General features: G+C 68.4%; 23 protein-coding genes. 14 read left to right on the top strand and 9 right to left on the bottom strand.

Annotated elements, in window-relative coordinates:
* Positions 1–3 precede the first annotated feature (3 nt).
* Positions 4–594: a DUF3043 domain-containing protein gene (locus ASD30_RS02590; protein ID WP_056676510.1), complete on the bottom strand. Its 591-nt coding sequence runs from the start codon at positions 592–594 to the stop codon at positions 4–6.
* Between the two features lie 162 nt (positions 595–756).
* On the opposite strand from ASD30_RS02590, the gene ASD30_RS02595 reads away from it, so the two are divergent.
* The 6 genes from ASD30_RS02595 (at position 757) to ASD30_RS02620 (ending at position 5,581) form a co-directional block, all read left to right on the top strand.
* A complete protein-coding gene (locus tag ASD30_RS02595) occupies positions 757–1,542 on the top strand; it encodes a PspA/IM30 family protein (RefSeq protein ID WP_056676513.1) in 786 nt (261 codons plus the stop codon).
* Positions 1,539–1,817, top strand: a complete 279-nt coding sequence (gene pspAA / locus ASD30_RS02600) for a PspA-associated protein PspAA (RefSeq protein ID WP_056676517.1) — start codon at positions 1,539–1,541, stop codon at positions 1,815–1,817. Before ASD30_RS02595 ends, pspAA begins: the two co-directional genes overlap by 4 nt.
* A gap of 10 nt (positions 1,818–1,827) precedes the next feature.
* A complete protein-coding gene (htpX, locus tag ASD30_RS02605; RefSeq protein ID WP_082563511.1) occupies positions 1,828–2,763 on the top strand; it encodes a zinc metalloprotease HtpX in 936 nt (311 codons plus the stop codon).
* A gap of 1 nt (position 2,764) precedes the next feature.
* Positions 2,765–3,361: a PspA-associated protein PspAB gene (gene pspAB / locus ASD30_RS02610; RefSeq protein ID WP_056676519.1), complete on the top strand. Its 597-nt coding sequence runs from the start codon at positions 2,765–2,767 to the stop codon at positions 3,359–3,361.
* Positions 3,362–3,525: 164 nt separating this feature from the next.
* The gene (locus tag ASD30_RS02615) at positions 3,526–4,014 is read left to right on the top strand and encodes an NfeD family protein (RefSeq protein ID WP_057294609.1); all 489 of its coding nucleotides are present in this window, start codon (positions 3,526–3,528) and stop codon (positions 4,012–4,014) included.
* Between the two features lie 34 nt (positions 4,015–4,048).
* Positions 4,049–5,581 carry a flotillin family protein gene (locus tag ASD30_RS02620; RefSeq protein WP_056676525.1) on the top strand — a complete coding sequence of 511 codons (1,533 nt, stop codon included), beginning with the start codon at positions 4,049–4,051 and terminating at the stop codon, positions 5,579–5,581.
* A 75-nt stretch (positions 5,582–5,656) separates the two neighbouring features.
* Here ASD30_RS02620 and ASD30_RS02625 read toward each other — a convergent pair whose 3' ends face one another.
* The 3 genes from ASD30_RS02625 to ASD30_RS02635 are packed head-to-tail and all read right to left on the bottom strand — an operon-like array spanning position 5,657 to position 8,133.
* Complete coding sequence (locus tag ASD30_RS02625) at positions 5,657–6,004, bottom strand: zinc ribbon domain-containing protein YjdM (protein WP_056676530.1); 348 nt, start codon at positions 6,002–6,004, stop codon at positions 5,657–5,659.
* 7 nt (positions 6,005–6,011) lie between these two features.
* Positions 6,012–7,184, bottom strand: a complete 1,173-nt coding sequence (gene nadA / locus ASD30_RS02630) for a quinolinate synthase NadA (RefSeq protein WP_056676532.1) — start codon at positions 7,182–7,184, stop codon at positions 6,012–6,014.
* Positions 7,185–7,233: 49 nt separating this feature from the next.
* Positions 7,234–8,133 (bottom strand): GNAT family N-acetyltransferase, encoded by a 900-nt coding sequence (locus ASD30_RS02635; protein ID WP_056676535.1) that lies wholly within the window; start codon positions 8,131–8,133, stop codon positions 7,234–7,236.
* 99 nt (positions 8,134–8,232) lie between these two features.
* On the opposite strand from ASD30_RS02635, the gene ASD30_RS02640 reads away from it, so the two are divergent.
* Entirely contained in the window at positions 8,233–9,318 is a 1,086-nt protein-coding gene (locus ASD30_RS02640; RefSeq protein ID WP_056676538.1) for a glycerate kinase family protein, read from the top strand.
* Between the two features lie 24 nt (positions 9,319–9,342).
* Here the strand turns inward: ASD30_RS02640 and ASD30_RS02645 are convergent, their stop codons facing one another.
* Positions 9,343–10,137, bottom strand: a complete 795-nt coding sequence (locus ASD30_RS02645; protein WP_056676541.1) for a hypothetical protein — start codon at positions 10,135–10,137, stop codon at positions 9,343–9,345.
* 158 nt (positions 10,138–10,295) lie between these two features.
* Between ASD30_RS02645 and ASD30_RS02650 the strand changes: the two genes are divergently transcribed.
* Entirely contained in the window at positions 10,296–10,658 is a 363-nt protein-coding gene (locus ASD30_RS02650; RefSeq protein ID WP_056676544.1) for a HesB/IscA family protein, read from the top strand.
* A gap of 182 nt (positions 10,659–10,840) precedes the next feature.
* Here the strand turns inward: ASD30_RS02650 and ASD30_RS26355 are convergent, their stop codons facing one another.
* Positions 10,841–11,059, bottom strand: coding sequence for a hypothetical protein (locus tag ASD30_RS26355; protein WP_156393493.1), 219 nt, complete (start codon positions 11,057–11,059; stop codon positions 10,841–10,843).
* A 64-nt stretch (positions 11,060–11,123) separates the two neighbouring features.
* On the opposite strand from ASD30_RS26355, the gene ASD30_RS02655 reads away from it, so the two are divergent.
* A complete protein-coding gene (locus ASD30_RS02655; RefSeq protein ID WP_056679159.1) occupies positions 11,124–12,110 on the top strand; it encodes a carbohydrate kinase family protein in 987 nt (328 codons plus the stop codon).
* Between the two features lie 40 nt (positions 12,111–12,150).
* Here the strand turns inward: ASD30_RS02655 and ASD30_RS02660 are convergent, their stop codons facing one another.
* Entirely contained in the window at positions 12,151–12,399 is a 249-nt protein-coding gene (locus ASD30_RS02660; RefSeq protein WP_082563512.1) for a sulfurtransferase TusA family protein, read from the bottom strand.
* Entirely contained in the window at positions 12,396–13,514 is a 1,119-nt protein-coding gene (locus ASD30_RS02665; protein WP_056676547.1) for a cysteine desulfurase family protein, read from the bottom strand. Before ASD30_RS02665 ends, ASD30_RS02660 begins: the two co-directional genes overlap by 4 nt.
* Positions 13,515–13,636: 122 nt before the next feature.
* On the opposite strand from ASD30_RS02665, the gene ctaC reads away from it, so the two are divergent.
* The 5 genes from ctaC (at position 13,637) to ASD30_RS02690 (ending at position 19,122) form a co-directional block, all read left to right on the top strand.
* The gene (gene ctaC / locus ASD30_RS02670) at positions 13,637–14,524 is read left to right on the top strand and encodes an aa3-type cytochrome oxidase subunit II (protein WP_235532482.1); all 888 of its coding nucleotides are present in this window, start codon (positions 13,637–13,639) and stop codon (positions 14,522–14,524) included.
* Complete coding sequence (ctaD, locus tag ASD30_RS02675) at positions 14,521–16,269, top strand: aa3-type cytochrome oxidase subunit I (protein WP_056676552.1); 1,749 nt, start codon at positions 14,521–14,523, stop codon at positions 16,267–16,269. Before ctaC ends, ctaD begins: the two co-directional genes overlap by 4 nt.
* Positions 16,269–16,667 carry a cytochrome c oxidase subunit 4 gene (locus ASD30_RS02680; RefSeq protein ID WP_056676555.1) on the top strand — a complete coding sequence of 133 codons (399 nt, stop codon included), beginning with the start codon at positions 16,269–16,271 and terminating at the stop codon, positions 16,665–16,667. The genes ctaD and ASD30_RS02680 overlap by 1 nt, the downstream gene beginning before the upstream one ends.
* Before the next feature lie 118 nt (positions 16,668–16,785).
* Positions 16,786–18,018 (top strand): L,D-transpeptidase, encoded by a 1,233-nt coding sequence (locus ASD30_RS02685; protein WP_056676558.1) that lies wholly within the window; start codon positions 16,786–16,788, stop codon positions 18,016–18,018.
* 165 nt (positions 18,019–18,183) lie between these two features.
* On the top strand, positions 18,184–19,122 hold the full coding sequence (locus ASD30_RS02690; RefSeq protein WP_056676561.1) for a hypothetical protein: 939 nt from the start codon (positions 18,184–18,186) through the stop codon (positions 19,120–19,122).
* A 42-nt stretch (positions 19,123–19,164) separates the two neighbouring features.
* Here ASD30_RS02690 and ASD30_RS02695 read toward each other — a convergent pair whose 3' ends face one another.
* Positions 19,165–20,190 carry an LLM class flavin-dependent oxidoreductase gene (locus ASD30_RS02695; RefSeq protein WP_056676565.1) on the bottom strand — a complete coding sequence of 342 codons (1,026 nt, stop codon included), beginning with the start codon at positions 20,188–20,190 and terminating at the stop codon, positions 19,165–19,167.
* Positions 20,191–20,201 lie beyond the last annotated feature (11 nt).

Consider the following 20,201-nt stretch of genomic DNA (forward strand, 5'->3'; position numbering starts at 1 on the left):
AGCTCAGCTGTAGTGCTCGGGGAGGGCCTGCCCGATCTTCACCTGCGGCTTGGGGAGCCGAAGGAAGCGCATGTTGACCGACCGCATCACGGCGTACCAGGTGACGCCCTTGAGCGACTCGTCGGGGAACCGCTCGACCACCTGCTTGCGGACCCGGTGGCGCATCCAGAGGATGTCGAGGACGACCAGCACCAGCGTGGTGAACCACAGCGAGTTGGCCAGGGCCATGCCCCCGGAGCCGAAGAGGCCGTAGCCCATGATCATGATGATGATCAGCATCGGCGCCAGCAGCTCGGAGAACCCGATGCGGGAGTCGACGAAGTCGCGGATGAACCGCTTCACCGGTCCGCGGTCGCGCGGGGGCAGGTTCTTCTCGTCGCCGGACCTCAGCGCTGCGCGCACATTGCGGCTGGACTCGACGCGGAGCTCGCGCTGGCGACGGGCCTGGGCCTTGCGGTCCTTGGGGAGCTTGGCCCGCGCCCGGGCGGCCGCCTCTGCCTCCTTGCGCGTGGGAGTGGGACGGCCCTTGGAGCCGGGACGGGACTCGGGCGACTCGGGGGAGTCGGGCGAGTCCTTGGAGCTACGACGGAACAACGGGGCTGCCTTCGGCGAGTGGTTTGCGGTGACCTGCCCAGACTACCGGCACCCCGTCCCTCGCCCACGCTTGTGTTTGGGCCTAGGGTTGAGCGGAAAGCACTCGACCATCACCGTCAGGTCGCCCCAGGCGACGAGCAGACCCAGAGGGGGCCGCATCCGATGAGCCTTTGGAAGCGTTTCACGTTGATCTTCCGATCCAAGGCCAACAGCGCACTCGACCGCGCCGAGGACCCGCGCCAGACGCTGGACTACAGCTACCAGCGCCAGCTCGAGCTCCTCTCGAAGGTGCGCCGAGGTGTCGCCGACGTGGCCACCAGCCGCAAGCGTGTCGAGCTGCAGGTCAACCAACTCGAGCAGCAGCAGGCCAAGCTCCAGACCCAGGCGCAGAAGTCCCTCGACATGGGTCGCGAGGACCTCGCCCGCGAGGCGCTGACCCGCAAGTCGGCCCTCAACGGCCAGATCACCGACCTCAAGACGCAGCACGCCAACCTCCAGGGCGAGGAGGAGAAGCTGACGCTCGCGCAGCAGCGGCTCCAGGCCAAGATCGAGTCCTTCCGCACCCGCAAGGAGACGATCAAGGCCAACTACACCGCTGCCGAGGCCCAGACCAAGATCAACGAGGCACTCTCCGGCATCGGTGAGGAGATGGGCGACGTCGGCATGGCGATCCAGCGTGCCGAGGACAAGACGGCCAACATGCAGGCCCGCGCCGGCGCGATCGACGAGCTCATCGCCAGCGGTGCCCTCGACGACGTGTCCAACCCGGGCGGCAACGACGACATCGCCCGCGAGCTCGACGCGATGAGCTCGCAGGCCGACGTCGAGTCCGAGCTCGCCGCGCTCAAGGGTGGCGGTGCTCCACAGGCCATCGACGCTCCCGACCAGGGTGCGATCCTCGAGCCCGAGACGCAGAAGGTCGAAGGCACCAACGAGGCCCAGTCATGATCGTCCGCATCCTGGGCGAGGGCCAGTACGACGTCTCAGACAACGCCGTCGACCGCCTCAACGCGCTCGACGCCCAGGTCGAGGCCGCGGTCGAGGCCGACGACACCGACGCGTTCACCGCTGCCCTCGCCGAGCTGTTGGGCGTCGTACGCACGGTCGGCGTTCCTCACGACGCGGAGGCGATCGACGTCTCCGACGTGGTGCTCCCGCCGGCCGACGCCACCCTCGAGGAAGTGCGCGAGCAGCTCTCCGACGACGGCTTGATCCCCGGCTGAGAAGACTCCCGTGGCGCACTCTCGTTTCATCAAGGACCGTGGTCTCACCGCACGGATGACCCTGACCATGTTCCTGCTCGGTGCCCTGTTCGTGGCGTTCATGGTCACGCTGATGGCGGTGGCCGGAGGGTCGGGCAACTCCGGCCTGATCCCGATCATCGGCATCGTGGGCCTCGGCATCGCGTTCTACCAGTGGTGGAGCTCGGACAAGGTGGCGATGCGGGCGATGCGGGCCCGTGAGGTCTCTCCCGAGGAGGCCCCGGAGCTGCACGGCATGATCGACCGGCTCTGTGCCATGGCCGACATGCCCAAGCCCCGGGTCGGGATCGCCGACATGGACATCCCCAACGCCTTCGCGACCGGACGCTCACCCAACCGGTCGGTCGTGTGCGTCACCACGGGCATCCTGCGCACGCTCAACGCCGAAGAGCTCGAGGGTGTCCTCGCCCACGAGCTCTCCCACGTGGCCCACCGCGACGTCCTGGTGATGACCGTGGCCTCGTCCGCGGGCATCGTGGCCGGCATGCTCACCCAGTCCGCTCAGTACGGCGGGCTGTCGCTCCTCGGCGGCCGGGGTCGCAACAACAACAACGGCGCGCTGCCGGCGTACCTCATCGCGCTGGTGGTCAGCCTGGTCGTCTACGCAGTCAGCTTCGTGCTGACCCGCATGCTCTCCCGCTATCGCGAGCTGTGTGCGGACCGTGCCGGCGCCTACCTGACCATGAAGCCGGCCGCGCTGGCCTCGGCGCTGCAGAAGATCACCGGCGAGATGTCCGCCATCCCGCAGAAGGACCTGCGTTCCTCGAGCGCGATGAACGCGTTCTTCATCGCCCCGGCGATCAGCGGTGTGTCGCTCAAGACCCTGACCTCGACCCACCCGCCGCTCGAGCAGCGCCTCCAGCAGCTCGCCAAGATCCAGGCCGAGCTCGGCCGCCCGATGGGCTGACATGGGGCTCTGGAACTCGATCCTCGGTCGTTCGAAGACGACCAAGGCGCAGCTCGACGCGCTGTTCATGGTGCCCTCGGCGGCGATCACCTTGCAGACCGCGGCCGGGCTCACTCCGACCGGCAGTGGCTCGGTCTGCTTCCGCGGGGCCACCGGTGCCGCGTTCGCGCAGACCCAGGCCGACATCGTCGCGCTGCTCAACGACAATCCCGATGCCCCCGACGTCGAGGTCACCCAGGACTCCTTCGGGTTCACCTGGCTGGTCGCCCAGCGCGACCCCCAGGACACCGCGGGCCTGTGCACCGACCTGCACGCGGTGAACACCATCCTCGAGGAGCAGGGCTTCGGCAGCGGGCTGCTGTGCTCGCTGATCGCGTTCGCCGACGCCTCGGGCCGCAGGGCCGGCCTGGTCTACCTCTACAAGCAGGGCACGTTCTACCCGTTCGCTCCCGAGCCGGGCTCTGGTGGCGACGGCTCGGGCCAGCAGCGGCGCGACAACCTGCTCGAGATCCAGATCCGCGACCAGCTCGCCGCCGAGCTGCCGATGGAGCAGGACCTCCAGCGCTGGCTCGCCGTCTGGGGCGCCCCCGGCCTCTAGCCGCACAACCGCATCAACAACCCACGGTTCGCGGACCTTGATGCGCGAACCGTGGGTTCTTGCGCTTCGAACCGTGGATCGTTGCGCCGTTCTGACCGATGTCGTCCGCGAACTGACCCGGCCCACTAGGGTTACGCCCACATCAACGGGGAAAGGTGGACCGCGTGATCGCGTTCCTTCTCATCGGTGCCGTCGGCATCGCGCTCTTGCTGTTCTCGCTGATCGTCGGCGACCTCCTCGACGGGCTGCTCGACTTCGGGGGCGACCTGTTCTCGGGTGCCGCGATGGCGGGGTTCCTGGGTGCCTTCGGGTTCGGGGGAGCCATCTCCTACGCGCAGAGCGACAACATGGGCCTCTCCATCGGCGTCGGCCTGGTGGCCGGTCTCGTCGTCGGAGCCGGCGCCGGTTGGGCGTCGTACCAGCTGAAGCAGGGCGGCGACGAGGCGAACGTCCGCACGGGTGACCTCACCGGCCAGCCGGCCACGGTCATCAGTGCGATCCCCGAGAACGGGTACGGCGAGGTGAGCATCGTGGCGTCGGGCCACATCACCAAGCTCAACGCCCGCTCGGAGGCCCCACTGGCAGCAGGTACGCCGGTCACGATCACGGCAGTCCTCTCCGCCACCTCGGTGCTCGTCGAGCGCCGGGGCTGAACACCACCACTCCACCCGAGCCAGGAGCTCCTGTATGTCCCCGATCCTGCTTGCCGTCGTCGGCATCATCGTCCTCGTCGTCCTTCTGGGCGCCCTGATCACCACCCGCTACAAGGTGGCCGGCCCCAACGAGGCCTTCATCGTCACCGGCCGCAAGGGCAAGGCGGTGAAGAACCCCGAGACCGGCCAGGTCTCCACCGACCTGTCCGGCCAGAAGGTCGTGATGGGTGGCGGTGTCTTCGTGATCCCGTTCGTGCAGAAGGCACACACCCTCGACCTCTCGTCGCGTCGCCTTTTCGTGCAGATCAAGGGCGCCATCTCGGGGCAGGGCGTCAAGCTCAACCTCGAGGGCGTCGCGATCGTCAAGGTCGGTGGCAACGAGGACTCCATCCGTGCCGCGGCCCAGCGCTTCCTCACCCAGCAGCAGGAGATCGAGACCTTCACGCAGGAGACCCTCGCCGGTTCGCTGCGCTCCATCGTCGGGTCCCTGTCGGTCGAGCAGATCATCCGCGACCGGGCCGCGTTCGCGCAGCGCGTCGCCGACGAGTCCGAGACCTCGCTGACCGGCCAGGGCCTGGTGCTCGACACGTTCCAGATCCAGGACATCACCGACGACGGCTCCTACCTTGCCGACCTCGGTCGGCCCGAGGCCGCCAAGCTGAACCAGGTCGCCTCCATCGCCGAGGCCGAGGCCCGCCAGGCTGCCGAGCAGGCCAGGCTGGCCGCCGAGCAGGAGATCGCCATCGCCCAGCGCCAGCTGGCCCTCCAGACCGCCGAGATCAAGGCCGAGACCGACGCCGCCAGTGCCCAGGCCGCGGCCGCAGGCCCGTTGGCCCAGGCCGATCGCGACCAGGCGATCCTCGCCGAGCAGGAGAAGGTTGCCGTCCGCCAGGCAGCCCTCAAGGAGCGCCAGCTCGACACCGAGGTCCGCAAGCCCGCCGACGCCGAGCGCTACCGCGTGGAGACCGAGGCCGAGGGGCGTCGCAACTCCCAGGTCTTCGACGCCGACGCCGCCAAGGTCGCCGCGATCGCCAAGGCCGAGGCAGAGGCCGAGCGCGACCGCCTGACCGGTGTCGGTGAGAAGTCACGTCGTGAGGCACTGGCCGAGGCCGAGGCCATCGAGGGTGCCAAGCGCGGTGAGGCCGAGAAGGCCCGCCGTATCGCCGAGGCCGACGCACTCCGCGCCGAAGGTGACGCCCAGGCCGCATCGACCCTCGCGATCGGCAACGCCGAGGCCGAGGCGATGAACAAGAAGGCGGAGGCGTTCGCGCAGTACAACGACGCGGCCGTCCTGCAGATGCTGATGGAGATCCTGCCCAAGGTCGCGCACGAGGTCGCCGCGCCGATGGCCGCGATCGACAAGCTGACCGTGATCTCCACCGACGGCGCCGGCGAGCTGCCCAAGCAGGTCACCAACAACATCTTCCAGACCATGGAGCTGTTGAAGAACACCACCGGGGTCGACCTGCAGAACATGCTCGAAGGGTTCGCCGATCGCGGTGCCGGCCTCCGCGCCGAGCGGAACGGTGGGCCCGGCCAGGCCGTCGTACCCGCCGACGAGGCCTGATCCCGAAGCACTGACGCCCTGCGTCCGGTTGCCACTGGCGACCGGGACGCAGGGCGTCGTACGTCAGGGAGCGGGTCAGCCCTTCTTGACCACGCTGGACTTCAACTGCATCGGCCCGAAGCCGTCGACCTTGCAGTCGATGTCGTGGTCGCCGACCCCTTGCACGAGGCGGATGTTCTTGACCTTGGTCCCGACCTTGATCGAGGTGGAGGAGCCCTTGACCTTGAGGTCACGGATGACGGTGACGGTGTCGCCGTCGGCCAGGGGTGTGCCGTTGGCGTCCTTGATCACTGCGGCCTCGGCCTCGGCGGCTGCCTCCTCGGGCGACCACTCGTGGGCGCACTCAGGGCACACCATGAGGCTGCCGAGCTCGTAGGTGTACTCCGAGGCGCACTTCGGGCAGGGAGGAAGGGAGCCGCTCATCTCGCCCTCAGTCGCGGTGTGACTTGCCGGGCAGGTCGAGCATGCGCTGTAGCGCGATGTCGGCCAGTCGTGCCGTCTCGGCCTCGACCTCGATGACGTTGACCTCGTTGCCGGCGACCAGCGACTCGAGCGCCCACACCAGGTGGGGGAGATCGATGCGGTTCATCGTCGAGCAGAAGCACACGGTCTTCTCGAGGAACGCGATCTTCTTGTCGGGGTGGGCGTCGGCCAGGCGCTTGACCAGGTTCAGCTCGGTGCCGATCGCCCAGCTCGAACCGGCAGGCGCCGCCTCGATGGTCTTGATGATGAACTCGGTGGACCCGACGAGGTCAGCCTTGGTGACCACTTCGTACTTGCACTCGGGGTGCACCAGGATCTTGACGTCCGGGTCCTTGGCGCGCAGCTCGTCGACGACCTCGGGGCTGAACCGGCCGTGGACCGAGCAGTGGCCCTTCCAGAGGATCATCTTCGCGTTCTGGAGCTCTTCGGCGGTCAGGCCGCCGTTGGGCTTGAAGGGGTTCCACACGACGCACTGCTCGAGCGGGATGCCGAGCTTGAGGACGGCGGTGTTGCGGCCGAGGTGCTGGTCGGGGAAGAACAGCACCTTCGCGTCGGGCTTCTGCTCGAAGGCCCAGTCGAGTGCCACATCGGCGTTGCTCGACGTACAGACGGCGCCGCCGAACTTGCCGCAGAACGCCTTGATGTCGGCGCTGGAGTTCATGTAGGTGATCGGCACGACCTGGTCCTGGACACCGGCGTCGGCCAGCGCGTCCCAGGCGTCCTCGACCTGGCCGAGGCGCGCCATGTCGGCCATGGAGCAGCCGGCGGCGAGGTCGGGCAGGATCACCTTCTGGTTCGGCGCGGTGAGGATGTCGGCGGACTCGGCCATGAAGTGCACGCCGCAGAAGACGATGTGCTCGGCCTCCGGCCGCGCGGCCGCGTCGCGGGCCAGCTTGAACGAGTCGCCGGTGACGTCGGCGAACTCGATGACCTCGTCGCGCTGGTAGTGGTGGCCCAGGATGAAGACCTTGTTCCCGAGCGCTTCCTTGGCGGCACGGGCGCGTGCGACCAGATCGGGGTCGGAGGCCGCCGGCAGGTCGCCCGGGCATTCGACGCCCCGCTCGGAGGAGAGGTCCTTGCCCATGCCCAGCGGCAGGAGGGGCAACTCGACTGTGCTCATGCGGCAATCCTATGCCCCGGCCCTGAGCTCGGACGCACCGATCTCAGCCTCACAGCAGGGAGCCGTGGTGCAGGTACGGCGAGGGTGGCTTCATGCCCCGCACCATCAGATAGCCGCGGTGATGGATCGACAGGCGCGCGGCGAGCCCGACGTCGAGTGCCCAGTGGTTCGCCGAGGTGATGTGCCCGATCTCGAGCGTGGCGCCGGGCGGTGACGAGGCGAGCGCCTCCCACATCAGGTCCGAGGCGGTACGGCGATTGGTCGCGGCGAGCAGGACCGGCGCACCGTTCGGGTCGACGTAGGCGTAGCCCGAGCCGGTGGTTCGCTCGGTCACGACGAGGCGGAAGTCGTCGGTGAGGTACTCGTGGTCGGGGCCGTGCGCGGCACCGCGGGTCTGCCGGTCGATGGAGTCGAGCAGGTCCCGGTCGCCGATCGAGCCCTCGCGCACCCGCTCGATCACCGGCAGGACCGAACGGTCGACCTCGCCGTGCAACAACATCTGGGAGTGCATCTCGAACCCGGCCACGCGGTAGCGCCTCAGCGCCTTCGGGTCGTCGGAGGCCGCGAGCATGCCGCGCAGGCAACCGTTGCCGTGCTGCAGCGCCGCGGCCAGGAGTTGCGCTCCGATGCCCCGTCCCTGCAACCCCGGCCGGACGACGTACGACGACAGGATCCACATCAGCTCGCGGGTGAACGAGGTGGCGAACCCGACGACGTCGTCTCCGTGGGTGGCCACCCAACAGCCGGCCGGGTCGGTCTCGAGCAGGTGCCGGGTGCGTTGCACCCAGCGCGACCCGCGGTCCGGGGCACGCAGTTGCGGGTCCGGCCAGCCGCGCGGGTAGGTCTCGAGGTCGAGCGCGTGGAAGCCCTCGGCCGACAGGCGCTCGACGACGGGGACGTCGTCGTACCGGAGCGGCCTGATCAGGACGTCCTGCGAACTGGCTGGCATGGGGACCACTCTGCAGGACATCGGGCCGGACGTCCTGCGTCGGGGTTGCCGGGGCAGCCGGGGTGCAGGACGTTGCGGGGGACCGGCAGGATGAGGTGCATGCGCGTGCTCATCGCCCCCGACAAGTTCGCCGGCACCCTCTCCGCCGTGGAGGCAGCCCAGGCGATCGCAGACGGCTGGCGTCGCCACGCACCCGACGACGAGCTCGACCTGTGCCCGATGGCCGACGGCGGCCCGGGCTTCGTCGACGTACTGCACGCGTCGCTGAGTGGCGAGCTGCTCGCCGCGACCGTACGCGGCCCCTTCGGGGAACCCACGCCGGCCACGCTCCTCGAGGTCGGCGGCACGGTGTACGTCGAGAGTGCCCACGCGTGCGGCCTCCACCTCATCGGTGACGGCGACGTCGAGAAGGCCAGCACGTACGGCGTCGGGGAGCTGCTGGCACGTGCCGTGGACGCGGGAGCCACCACGATCGTGGTCGGACTCGGCGGGAGCGGCACGAACGACGGCGGCGCCGGCCTGCTCGCGGCACTGGGCGCGGCGGCCGACGAGCCCCTCGACCAGGGCGTGCACGGCCTGGTCGGACTGACCCGGCTGGACCTGACCGGTGCGAAGGACCGCCTCGTCGGGGTCACCCTGGTCGCCGCTTCCGACGTCGACAGCCCGTTGACGGGTCTGTTCGGCGCGACCAAGACGTTCGGCCCCCAGAAGGGCCTCGCCGAGGACCGGCTGCCGGCGGTGGACGGGATCCTCGAGGAGTTCGCCGCCGTCGCCGACCGGCGCCTGGCCCTGGAGAAGGGCGCCGGCGCTGCCGGAGGGCTGGGCTACGCGCTGATGCTCCTCGGGGCGTCCCGCACGGCCGGGATCGGGCTCGTCGGGGACGCCGTCGACCTGGCAGACCGCGCGGCCGCCGCCGACCTGGTGATCACCGGCGAGGGCGCCTTCGACTTCTCCAGCCGCTCGGGCAAGGTGCCGTACGGCGTCGCCGAGGTGGCCGCCCACGCCCTGAGGCCCTGCATCGCCCTCGCGGGACAGGTGCTGGTCGGCTCCCGCGAGATGCGCGCTCTGGGCGTGGAGTCGGCGTACTCGATGGTGGACCTGGTGGGGGAGGACAGGTCGTTCGCGGACCCCGCCGGGTCACTGGCCACGCTGGCCGAACGCACCGCCCGCACCTGGTCGCGGTGACGCCCTCCCGCCCGACGACAGGGGTCAGGTCGAGCTGTTCGGGCGAACGGACACCAGCCGGACGCTCTCCCGTCCGCCCCGGACGGTCTCCTCGTGCACCACACCCACCCCGCGTGCGTAGTACTTGCGCTCCACCAGCTTCGGCTCCAGGGGCGTGGTGTCGCGGGTGACCACCAGTGCGCCGTACGTCGCCGGGACCTGGGGGTGTCGGCCGTCCACACGGAGCACCTGACCGCGGTCCTCGGCCTCACCGGCGTAGAATTCCTGGGCGTACTCGTCGCCGGGTTGCGGGTCCGCCGGCATCACGATGCCCGCTTGCGCCCCGTCGACCCCCGTCTCCCACGACCCCTCCTTGCTGGAGGTGCCGTCCTCGTACGCGGTGGTGTCCTCGCCGAAGTACCAGACGTTGCCGTCGACGTCCTGTGCGTACCAGTCCCACGTGTCCTCGAGGACCTCGCCGTCCAGGGTGCTCTCGACGTCGTGGACCACCACACAGCGCACCCCCTGCACGACTCGGGAGCGGTCCGTCACCGTCGTGACGATTCGTGTCTCCTCGTCGGGACTGCTGCTCCGGAACGTCCACACCGTGCCGGGTTCCAGCGGCAGGAAGGGATTGTCGACGCCCGTCACGAACGCCGTCGGGTCGACTCGGGTCAGTGGCGTGGCCGGGAGTCCCCGCCGTTCGCCGGGTGTGGCCGACGACGTGCCCGGGGCGGGTCGGGTGGTGTTGTCGTCCGAGCTCACCGGGTCGGAATGCGTGCCGCAGGCAGCGGCGACCAGGAGTACGGCGCTGCCGGCGAGGATTGCCGGAATCTTCATGTCCCCATCCTGCGCCCTCGTTGCTGAAGCCAGGCTGAACGCGCGCCTTTCTGCTGCGGATCGTGTGACTTCCTTCACGGTCGGCCGGAGTTCTGGGGAATAACCGCGGATGTGCGACCATTGCATGAGTAACACGCCACGAACTTTTGGGAGCTGAGATGACCGAGCAGGTCGAAACCGCCACCGAGCACCGCACCGACCAGATCAACCTGAGCCCGGTCGCCGCGTCCAAGGTCGAGTCCCTCCTCGCCCAGGAGGGTCGCGACGACCTCGCGCTGCGCATCTCCGTGCAGCCCGGCGGTTGCTCCGGACTGCGCTACCAGCTCTTCTTCGACGAGCGCACCCTCGACGGTGACGTCGTGACCGACTTCGACGGCGTCTCCGTCGTCGTCGACCGGATGAGCGTCCCCTACCTCAACGGTGCCGTGATCGACTTCGTCGACACCATCGAGAAGCAGGGCTTCACGATCGACAACCCCAACGCCACCGGCTCCTGCGCCTGCGGCGACTCGTTCCACTGAGCGAACGCCCGGTCGTCGGCTGACAGGTCGGCGACAGGCACCACTGAAGACATACGACGAAGCCCCTGCCGGAACCGGCAGGGGCTTCGTTGTGCCCAAGGGGCTTGACGAGCGCGCAAGAGGGAGGGACGCGCTCGTCGGAACGGACGCACAAGAGGGAGGGAGTGCGCCCGTTGGCTCGGTCAGCTCAGGTGCAGGTGCAGTGAACCTGCCAGGGCGGCGGCCTTGTCGGAGACCTGCCACGTGGTGGGCTTGTGCTCGGCGACGTGGCGGCCGGGCACATGCGAGGTGCGGGTCGCCGGGAGGCGCAACTGGTCGCCGACGAGCTGGCAGTCGGCGTACATCTCGTGAGGGGTCGACGGGTCAGCGTAAGGGAGTCGAAGGCTCGCGAACTGGCTCATGCAAACGACGATATTCGTTACCACGGGGTACACCCAGCTGTACCGACAGGTAGTGTTCGGCAGCATGTCGCTGCTCATCGCCGGATCCATCGCCACCGACCATCTGATGTCGTTCCCGGGGAGGTTCTCGGACTCCCTGGTTGTCGACCAGCTCGACAAGCTGAGCGTCTCGTTCCTCGTCGAGGACCTCGAGGTTCGCCGGGGAGGCTGCGCGGCAAACATCTGCTTCGGACTCGGCAACCTCGGCCTCAGCCCGGTGCTCGTGGGCGCGGTCGGTGAGGACTTCGCCGACTACCGCGCCTGGCTCGAGCGGCACCAGGTCGACTGCGACTCGGTGCACGTCTCCGAGACCCGCCACACCGCACGTTTCGTCTGCACCAACGACTCCTCGCACGCCCAGATCGCGTCCTTCTACGCCGGAGCGATGAGCGAGTCCCGCGAGATCGAGCTCAAGCCGATCGTCGACCGGGTCGGCGACCCCGACTACGTGCTGGTCGGTCCCGACGACCCGGAGGGCATGCTCCGCCACACCGACGAGTGCCGCACCCGCGGCTACCGGTTCGTGGCTGACCCGTCCCAGCAACTCGCCTTCGGTGAGGGCCCGCTGATCCGCCAGCTGATCGACGGCGCGCACATCCTCTTCTCCAACGAGTACGAAGCCACCCTGATCACGCAGAAGACCGGTTGGTCGCGTGACGAGGTGCTCGAGCGGGTGGGCACCTGGGTGGTCACCCTCGGCGCCGAGGGCGTGCGCATCGACCAGCAGGGCGCCGAGTCGATCGTGGTCGCGGCCGTTCCCGAGATCGAGAAGGTGGAGCCCACCGGCGTCGGCGACGCGTTCCGCGCGGGCTTCCTGGCCGCCCTGACCTGGGGGCTGAGCACCGAGCGGGCCGCGCAGTTGGGCTGCCTGCTGGCTGTCTATGTGGTCGAGCAGGTCGGCACGCAGGAGTACACCCTCTCCCGCGCTGACTTCCTCAAGCGCTGCGAGGACACCTATGGCGCGGAGGCGGTCAAGGACATCGACCCGCACCTGCAGACCCTGCACGCGTAGCGAAGACGCGTCAGCGGATTCGGTGAGGGAGGCACCTGCCTCAACTCACCCGTCGCACCACGTAGACCGGCGTGCCGTCGTCGGCGACCGACTCGCCGACGTACTCCTGCTGGCGCATGCGGCACCAGGCCGGTACGTCGACCCGGGCAGCGACGTCCGTGGCGATGACGGCCACGAGCTCGCCGACCTCGACCTCGGTGTGGTGTCGGGCGAGCTCGATGATCGGGGCCGGGCAGCGCATGCCGCGGCAGTCGAGCTCGAGGGCCCAGTCGTCCACCGACGAGGTCACAGGCCGGCCTCCGCCCTGATCGCGGCGACCACCTCGGGCAGCACGTCGAGGAAGGCGTCGACCTGCGTGCGGTCGACGTCCCGGGTCAGTGACACCCGGACGTTGCCGTGGGTGAGCACGCCCATCGCCGCCAGCACGTGACTGGGCTCGAGCGTCGAGGCGGTGCAGGCGGACCCGGAGGCCACACCGAAGCCACGTCGGTCCAGCTCGGCGACCAGGGCCTCGCCGTCGACGTACAGGCACGAGAACGTGACCAGGTGGGGGAGCCGGTGATCGGCGGAACCGACCACCTCGACGTCCGGCACGGTGACTGCGACCCGGGTGCGGATCTCGTCGACCAGCGCGTGCTGGCGGGCGGCCAGGTCGTCGCGCTCGGCGGTCATCGCCTGCAGCGCGGCCGCGGCGGCCAGGGCGCCGGGCACGTTCTCGAAGCCGGTCGTGCGCTCGTCGATGCGGTCGTCGCCGGGGAACGGCTGGCGCCAGCGAGCGCCCTTGCGCACCACGAGGGCCCCGACCCCGGCCGGGCCTCCCCACTTGTGTGCCGAGACCGCCGCGGCCGCCCAGCCGTCGGGCAACGCGACCCGGCCCGCGGCGGCACAGGCGTCCATGAACAGCGGGGTCTCGCCGGCTGCCTCGGCGACCTGCTCGACGGGCTGGATCGTGCCCACCTCGTGGTTGGCGGCCTGCAGGGCGACCAGGCCGAGCGGGCCGTCGGGGAGCTCGGTGGAGGACCGTCCTTCGCGGTCGACGGGGAGCTCGACGACCTCGCCCCCGCGGGCCGCGTGCCACTGCGCTGCGTGCACCACACTCGAGTGCTCGACGGCGCTGTGGGCGAGCACGGGGGACACCCGCGCCCGACCGGCGAGGAGGCCCAGCACTCCGAGGTGTACGGCGTGGGTGCCGCTCGGGGTGAACGTCACCTCGTCGGGTCGTACGCCGAGGCAGGTGGCGACCACCTCGCGGGCGTTGTCGAGCATGAGCCGCGCGTTGCGGGCCGGGCCGTGGAGGCGCCGCGGATCGGCGTACCCGTGTTCCAGGGCAGCCATCAGGGTGTCCCGGGCGGCGGGGTGCAGTGGTTCCGAGGACGCGGCATCGAGGTACGCGGAGCCGGTCACGGCTGGCTCGGGGCAGAGGCATATCTCACACCGGGAACTTACCTGCCGACCTGTCGCGCTAACGCCGTCAGGGTTCCGATAGTGTGCCAACTAACCGTTACGACTTAGAGAGAGGCTCGTTCGTGGGTCTGCAACTCCCCAAGCGCGCCCGGCAGTTGGCGCTGGGCGCGATGCTGGGCATCAGCTTCCTCATGTTGGGCGCATGTTCTGCCGAGAGCAAGGCACAGGCAAGCCGTTGGGCCATGCCTGCCGACTCGCCTGCCACTGAGCAGGGCCAGTACATCGCCGATCTGTGGAAGTGGTCCTGGGTGGCCGCGCTCGTCACCGGCATCATTGTCTGGGGCCTGATCTTCTACGTGGCCTGGCGCTACCGTCGCCGCAGCGACGACGAGATCCCGGTCCAGACGCGCTACAACCTGCCGCTCGAGATCTTCTACACGATCGCGCCGATCATGATGGTGATCGTGTTCTTCTTCCACACCGTCGACGTGCAGAACAAGGTGCTCGACGAGGTCGACAACCCTGACCAGGTCATCCAGGTCGTCGGACAGCAGTGGTCGTGGACCTTCAACCACACCGACGACCCCACCGACGTCGACGGTTCGGTCCACTACGTGGCCGGCACCGCGCGCGACATCCCCACGCTGGTGCTGCCGGTCGACCAGACCATCGAGTTCAAGCTGTCGTCGCCCGACGTCATCCACGGCTTCTGGGTCCCCGCGTTCCTGATGAAGATGGACGTGTTCCCGGGGCAGGAGGGCGAGGAGCGCAACTCCTTCCAGGTCCACACGACCAAGGAGGGCACGTTCATGGGCAAGTGCACTGAGCTGTGCGGTGTCTCGCACTCGCGCATGCTCTTCAACGTCAAGGTCGTCAGCCAGGCCGATTACGAGCAGTACCTCACCACGATCCCCCAGGCTGACCACCCGCTCCTCGGCGGCTCGGATGCCGTCACCCAGGTCGGCCTCGACGAGGCCCAAGAGCACGAGTCCAACGGAGGCGACGAGTGACCGCCACGGCAGCACATCCCACCGAAGAGCTGGCGGGCGGCCGCAAGCCGCTGGGCCAGCAGGTGGTCCGCATCCTCACCACCACCGATCACAAGCTGATCGGCAAGATGTACCTCATCACGTCGTTCGCGTGGTTCATGGTCGGCGGCCTGATGGCCATGCTGATCCGTTCCGAGCTGGCCTACCCGGGCAACCAGGTGGTCACCGACGAGGTCTACAACCAGCTGTTCACCATGCACGGCACGATCATGCTGCTGCTCTTCGCGACGCCGCTGTTCTTCGGTTTCGCCAACGTGATCATGCCGCTGCAGATCGGCTCGCCCGACGTCGCGTTCCCGCGCCTCAACATGTTCAGCTACTGGCTGTTCCTCTGGGGCGGCCTCATCGCGGCGTCCGGCTTCCTCACCCCGCAGGGTGCGGCTGACTTCGGCTGGTTCGCCTATGCGCCGCTCTCCAACGAAGTGCGCTCGCCCGGCATCGGCGGCGACCTGTGGATCATGGGCCTCTGGATGGCCGGTATCGGCACGATCCTCGGTGCGGTCAACTTCATCACCACGATCATCTGCATGCGCGCGCCCGGCATGACCATGTTCCGCATGCCGATCTTCGTGTGGAACGTCCTGATCACCAGCCTGCTGGTGCTCCTTGCCTTCCCGATCCTCGGTGGCGCGCTGCTCTCGCTCGAGGCCGACCGACTGCTCGGGGCCCACGTCTTCGACGCCGAACACGGCGGCGCCCTGCTGTGGCAGCACCTGTTCTGGTTCTTCGGGCACCCCGAGGTCTACATCATCGCCCTGCCGTTCTTCGGCATCGTGACCGAGATCCTTCCGGTGTTCAGCCGCAAGCCGATCTTCGGGTACGTCGGCCTGGTCGGCGCCACGCTCGGCATCGCGATCCTCTCGGTCGCCGTGTGGGCCCACCACATGTTCGTGACCGGAGAGGTGAACCTGCCCTTCTTCTCGGGCATGACCTTCCTGATCGCGGTGCCCACAGGAGTGAAGTTCTTCAACTGGATAGGCACGATGTGGGGCGGCTCCCTGTCGTTCGACACCCCGATGCTGTGGACGATCGGCTTCCTCACCACCTTCCTTTTCGGTGGCCTGACCGGTGTCATCCTGGCCAGCCCGCCGCTCGACTTCCACGTCTCCGACTCCTACTTCGTGGTGGCGCACTTCCACTACGTGGTGTTCGGCACGGTGGTGTTCGCGATGTTCGCCGGCTTCTACTTCTGGTGGCCGAAGATGACCGGGCGCATGCTCAACGAGCGCCTCGGCAAGCTCCACTTCTGGCTGCTGTTCGTCGGCTTCCACACCACCTTCCTGGTCCAGCACTGGCTGGGTGTCGAGGGCATGCCTCGCCGGTACGCCGACTACCAGCCCGACGACGGCTTCACGGTCCTGAACCAGGTGTCCACCATCGGTGCGTTCCTGCTCGGTGCCTCGACGCTGCCGTTCCTCTACAACGTCTGGATCAGCCGCAAGTCGCGCCTGGTCGAGGTCGACGACCCGTGGGGCTGGGGCCGTTCGCTGGAGTGGGCCACGAGCTGCCCGCCCCCGCGGCACAACTTCGTCTCGATCCCGCGGATCCGTTCGGAGTCGCCGGCCTTCGACCTGCACCACCCGGAGATCGCCGCCCTCGAGCTCGAGGAGAACGACTTCGACGGAATCTCTGACACCCCTGAGGTGCAGGGGCGCAAGGAAATGCTCAATGACCGCACCGATGGAACCCCGGAGGAGAACGCCTGATGAAGGCTGAGACCTGGATCTTCGTCATCACGACGATCTTCTTTGCCCTGGTCGCACCGGCGTACTGGTTCATCGCCGGTGACTGGACGGGCACCACGGCGCTCGTCATGTCCGCCCTGCTGGTCGCGATGGTGTCGCTCTACCTCGGTTTCCACGCCTCGCGCATGGAGCCGCGGCCCGAGGACCGCAAGGACGCCGAGATCGCTGACGGCGCCGGTGAGCTGGGCTTCTTCCCGCCCTACTCGTGGTGGCCGCTGTGGTGCAGTCTCACGATGGCCCTGTGCACCTTCGCGATCGCGCTTGCCGCGTGGTGGCTGCTGATCATCGGCGGCGTCTTCGGAACCCTGGCCCTGTGCGGCTGGATCTTCGAGTACTACCGCGGGGAACACGCCCACTGATCCCTGCCATGCAGCCCCGCCGTAGGTGACCACGTTCACGTCACGGCGGGGCTTCGTGTTGCGCTGGTCGGGGTAGCCTGTTCTCGGACCGACTGAGCTTTCCACGGGGGAGACCGACATGACTGCACTGCCCACGCGCCGTCGCGGCACGCGCGCCGCCGTCGCGCTCGCCGGCATCGCCCTGCTCACTGCGGGACTCTCCGCGTGCAGCAACGCGACCGGTGACTCCTCCTCCGACGACTCGGACAACTCCTCCGACTCGCAGGGCAGGCCGGGCTCGGTTGACGGCGTCGACGACGTCGTCCTGAGCAGCAATGTCGGCCCCCGCAAGGCCGTCCCGGTGAACCACGTGGTCCGCGTCAAGGCCAGCAACGGCACCATCACCAAGGTGCTGGTCAAGGCTGCTGGAGCCGAGCCGATCAAGGGCACCCTGGCCAGCGACGGCAGCACCTGGCACGCCACGCAGCTGCTCGAACCCGGCACGACGTACGTCGTGAGGACCACCACGGAGAACGCCGATGGCGACGTCGACAACTCGTCGCGTCGGTTCACCACGGTCGACCTGACGCTCGACCAGCAGACCTACGCCGCGGTCGCGCCCCTCGAGGGTGAGACGGTCGGGGTCGGCATGCCGATCATCGTGAACTTCGACCTGCCGGTGACCGACAAGAAGGCCTTCGAGAAGCACATGTTGGTCACCTCCACGCCCGCCCAGAAGGGCACGTGGCACTGGATGAGCGACACCCTGGTGCACTACCGCCCCGCGGCGTACTGGAAGGCCGGCAGCGACGTCACCGTCGACCTCGACATCAACGCGCTCCCCGCCGGACAGGGCATCTACGGCCAGGACTCCCGCACCGTCTCGTTCCACGTCGGTGACGCGGTGATCAGCAAGGTCAACGCCCAGACCCACCAGATGAAGACGTTCGTGAACGGCAAGCTGGTCCGCACCACGCCGATCACCACCGGCAAGGCCGGTTTCACCACCCGCAGCGGGGTGAAGGTGATCATGGAGAAGTACCGCACCAAGCGGATGAACTCCGAGACCGTGGGCATCCCGGCCGGCAGCTCCGACGCCTACGACATCGACGACGTCGAGTACGCCATGCGGGTCACCTCGAGCGGTGAGTTCCTGCACGCGGCGCCGTGGTCGGTCGGCTCCCAGGGCTACGCGAACGTGTCGCACGGCTGCACCGGCATGTCCACCGAGAACGCCGCCTGGATCTACAACATCTCCAAGCGGGGCGACGTGGTCGAGTACACCGGCACCGACCGTCCGATGACCCTCGACAACGGGTACGGCGACTGGAACGAGTCGTTCGCGACCTACAAGCAGGGCTCCGCGCTCTGACCTGTCGCCAGTTCGTGACGACCTGTCGCCAGTTCCGGTTGACCTGTCGTGAGTTCACGCCGATCCGTCGCCAGTTTTCGCCCCCATGCAGCTTTTTGCCGCAGTTGTCCACAGGTTGCTCGCTGACCGGAGCGGATGACTCCTGGATTGCCGATCCTTGCGGGCATGGACATGTTGGCAACTTACGTCGGTCCTGGTCGGCTCGTGCTTCCCGGCCGACCGTTCACCCGTCGGGAAGCCCTGGGGTGGGGGCTCCGCGATGCTGATCTGGCCGCCGGCGTTGCATCCGGGACCCTGCAGCATCCGATGCGGGGCGTCTACTACGGCGCGCACCTCGAAGAGGACCTGGCATTGCGCATCGCATGCCTGAAGTGCGTAGTCCCGGAGGATGCGGTCGTCACCGACCGTACGGCGGCATGGCTCCTCGGCGCACCTCGCGTCCTGGCACCCGGCGATCACCTGGTCGTGCCGAAGGTCTCGGTGTTTCGGCGACCAGGCTATCGACTCCGCAATGGCCTGACCCGCAGTGGGGAGCGTTCCTTTGGTCCGGACGACGTCATGTCGATCGATGGAATAGAGGTGACCACACCGTTGCGTACTGCCCTCGACGTCGGGCGCCTGCTCCACAGGGACCAGGCGTTGGGCGTCATGGACGCTTTGCAGCGGCAACACGGCTTCACCAACGACGAGTTGATTCTGGGGGCTGATCGGTTCAAGCGGGCACGCGGCGTCGTACAACTTCGGGACCTGGCTCCGCATGTCGACGGGCGCAGCGGCTCACCGGCGGAGAGCGCCACCCGCTCCAAGTGGCTCCGGATACCCTCCGTGCCGAAACCGGACCTTCAGATCGAGGTCGCCTCGCCCTTCGGGTCCTACTTCCTGGACCTGGGTGTCCCGCACTTGAAGTACGCCGTCGAGTACGACGGCGAGGACTTTCACGGCGAGGAGGACGAGCCGCATGACCGGCAGCGACGGGCATGGATCCGACGGCGGCATGGCTGGATCATCGACGTCGTGCGCAAGGGGAATCTCTTCGGAGTCCATGGAGATGTCGAGGGCATCATCATCTCTGGCATCGAAGCCGCACGGCGCCGTCTGCGGTGATCGGACCTGAACACGCGACAGGTCGACTGAACTGGCGACGGGTCAGTTGAGCAGCTCACGGACGCGGGGAATGACCTCGGTGCCGTAGCGACCGATCGAGTCCATCAGCTGCTCGTGCGGCATGGTGCCGTTGCTGTACTTCAGGTCGAAGCGGCTCAGGCCCAGCGTCTCGACCGTGGTGGCGATCTTGCGGGCCACCGTCTCGGAAGAGCCGACGAACAGCGCGCCGTGGTCGGCCTCGGCCTCGAACTGCTCCCGGGTGGCCGGACCCCAGCCCCTCTCGCGTCCGATGCGATCGCGGTTGGCCTTGAAGTGCGGGAACAGCTGCTCGCGCGCCTCGGCATCGGTGGTCGCGACGAAGCCGGGGGAGTGCACCCCGATCGGCAGCTCGGGGCTGTCGAACTCGGCGAGCGCACGACGGTAGAGGTCGGCGTACGGTGCGAAGCGGGCCGGTTCTCCGCCGATGATGGCCAGCATCATCGGGATGCCGTGCCGAGCTGCGCGTACGACGGACTCGGGTGAGCCACCGACGCCGATCCAGGTGCTCAACGTGCCGCGCTCGGTCTTGGGGAAGACGTGGGTGGGCTCCAGCGGGGGACGGGTGGTGCCCTTCCACGAGACGGCGTCCTCCCGCCGCAGGGCGGCGAAGAGATCGAGCTTCTCCTCGAACAGCACCTCGTAGTCGGCCAGGTCGAGGCCGAAGAGCGGGAAGGACTCGGTGAAGGAACCCCGCCCCAGGGTCACCTCGGCCCGGCCGTTCGAGAGTGCATCGAGAGTGGCGAAGCGCTCGTAGACCCGAATGGGGTCGTCGGAGGAGAGCACGGTGACGGCCGTACCGAGGATGATCCGCTCGGTGCGTGAGGCGGCAGCAGCCAGGACCACGTCGGGGGCCGAGACCGCGAAGTCGTCGCGGTGGTGCTCGCCGACGCCGAACGCGTCAACGCCGACCTGGTCGGCCAGCACGATCTCGTCGACGACGTTGCGTAGCACCTCGGCATGGCTCAACTTCGTGCCGTCGGGGTCGACGGTCACGTCGCCGAAGGTGTCGAGTCCGAGCTTGACGTTCATGGGATCTCCTC

Origin of the sequence: Nocardioides sp. Root140 (assembly GCF_001426745.1) — a bacterium.
GTDB lineage: Bacteria > Actinomycetota > Actinomycetes > Propionibacteriales > Nocardioidaceae > Nocardioides.

Coding starts and splice junctions, on each gene's coding strand:
- ASD30_RS02595 (WP_056676513.1), top strand. CDS start 757: ATGAGCCTTTGGAAGCGTTTCACGTTGATCTTCCGATCCAAGGCCAAC.
- nadA (WP_056676532.1), bottom strand. CDS start 7,184: ATGAGCACAGTCGAGTTGCCCCTCCTGCCGCTGGGCATGGGCAAGGAC.
- ASD30_RS02645 (WP_056676541.1), bottom strand. CDS start 10,137: ATGAAGATTCCGGCAATCCTCGCCGGCAGCGCCGTACTCCTGGTCGCC.
- pspAA (WP_056676517.1), top strand. CDS start 1,539: ATGATCGTCCGCATCCTGGGCGAGGGCCAGTACGACGTCTCAGACAAC.
- pspAB (WP_056676519.1), top strand. CDS start 2,765: ATGGGGCTCTGGAACTCGATCCTCGGTCGTTCGAAGACGACCAAGGCG.
- ASD30_RS02620 (WP_056676525.1), top strand. CDS start 4,049: ATGTCCCCGATCCTGCTTGCCGTCGTCGGCATCATCGTCCTCGTCGTC.
- ASD30_RS02640 (WP_056676538.1), top strand. CDS start 8,233: ATGCGCGTGCTCATCGCCCCCGACAAGTTCGCCGGCACCCTCTCCGCC.
- ASD30_RS02635 (WP_056676535.1), bottom strand. CDS start 8,133: ATGCCAGCCAGTTCGCAGGACGTCCTGATCAGGCCGCTCCGGTACGAC.
- ASD30_RS02655 (WP_056679159.1), top strand. CDS start 11,124: ATGTCGCTGCTCATCGCCGGATCCATCGCCACCGACCATCTGATGTCG.
- ASD30_RS02650 (WP_056676544.1), top strand. CDS start 10,296: ATGACCGAGCAGGTCGAAACCGCCACCGAGCACCGCACCGACCAGATC.
- ASD30_RS02680 (WP_056676555.1), top strand. CDS start 16,269: ATGAAGGCTGAGACCTGGATCTTCGTCATCACGACGATCTTCTTTGCC.
- ASD30_RS02695 (WP_056676565.1), bottom strand. CDS start 20,190: ATGAACGTCAAGCTCGGACTCGACACCTTCGGCGACGTGACCGTCGAC.
- ASD30_RS02625 (WP_056676530.1), bottom strand. CDS start 6,004: ATGAGCGGCTCCCTTCCTCCCTGCCCGAAGTGCGCCTCGGAGTACACC.
- ASD30_RS26355 (WP_156393493.1), bottom strand. CDS start 11,059: ATGAGCCAGTTCGCGAGCCTTCGACTCCCTTACGCTGACCCGTCGACC.
- ASD30_RS02685 (WP_056676558.1), top strand. CDS start 16,786: ATGACTGCACTGCCCACGCGCCGTCGCGGCACGCGCGCCGCCGTCGCG.
- ASD30_RS02690 (WP_056676561.1), top strand. CDS start 18,184: ATGGACATGTTGGCAACTTACGTCGGTCCTGGTCGGCTCGTGCTTCCC.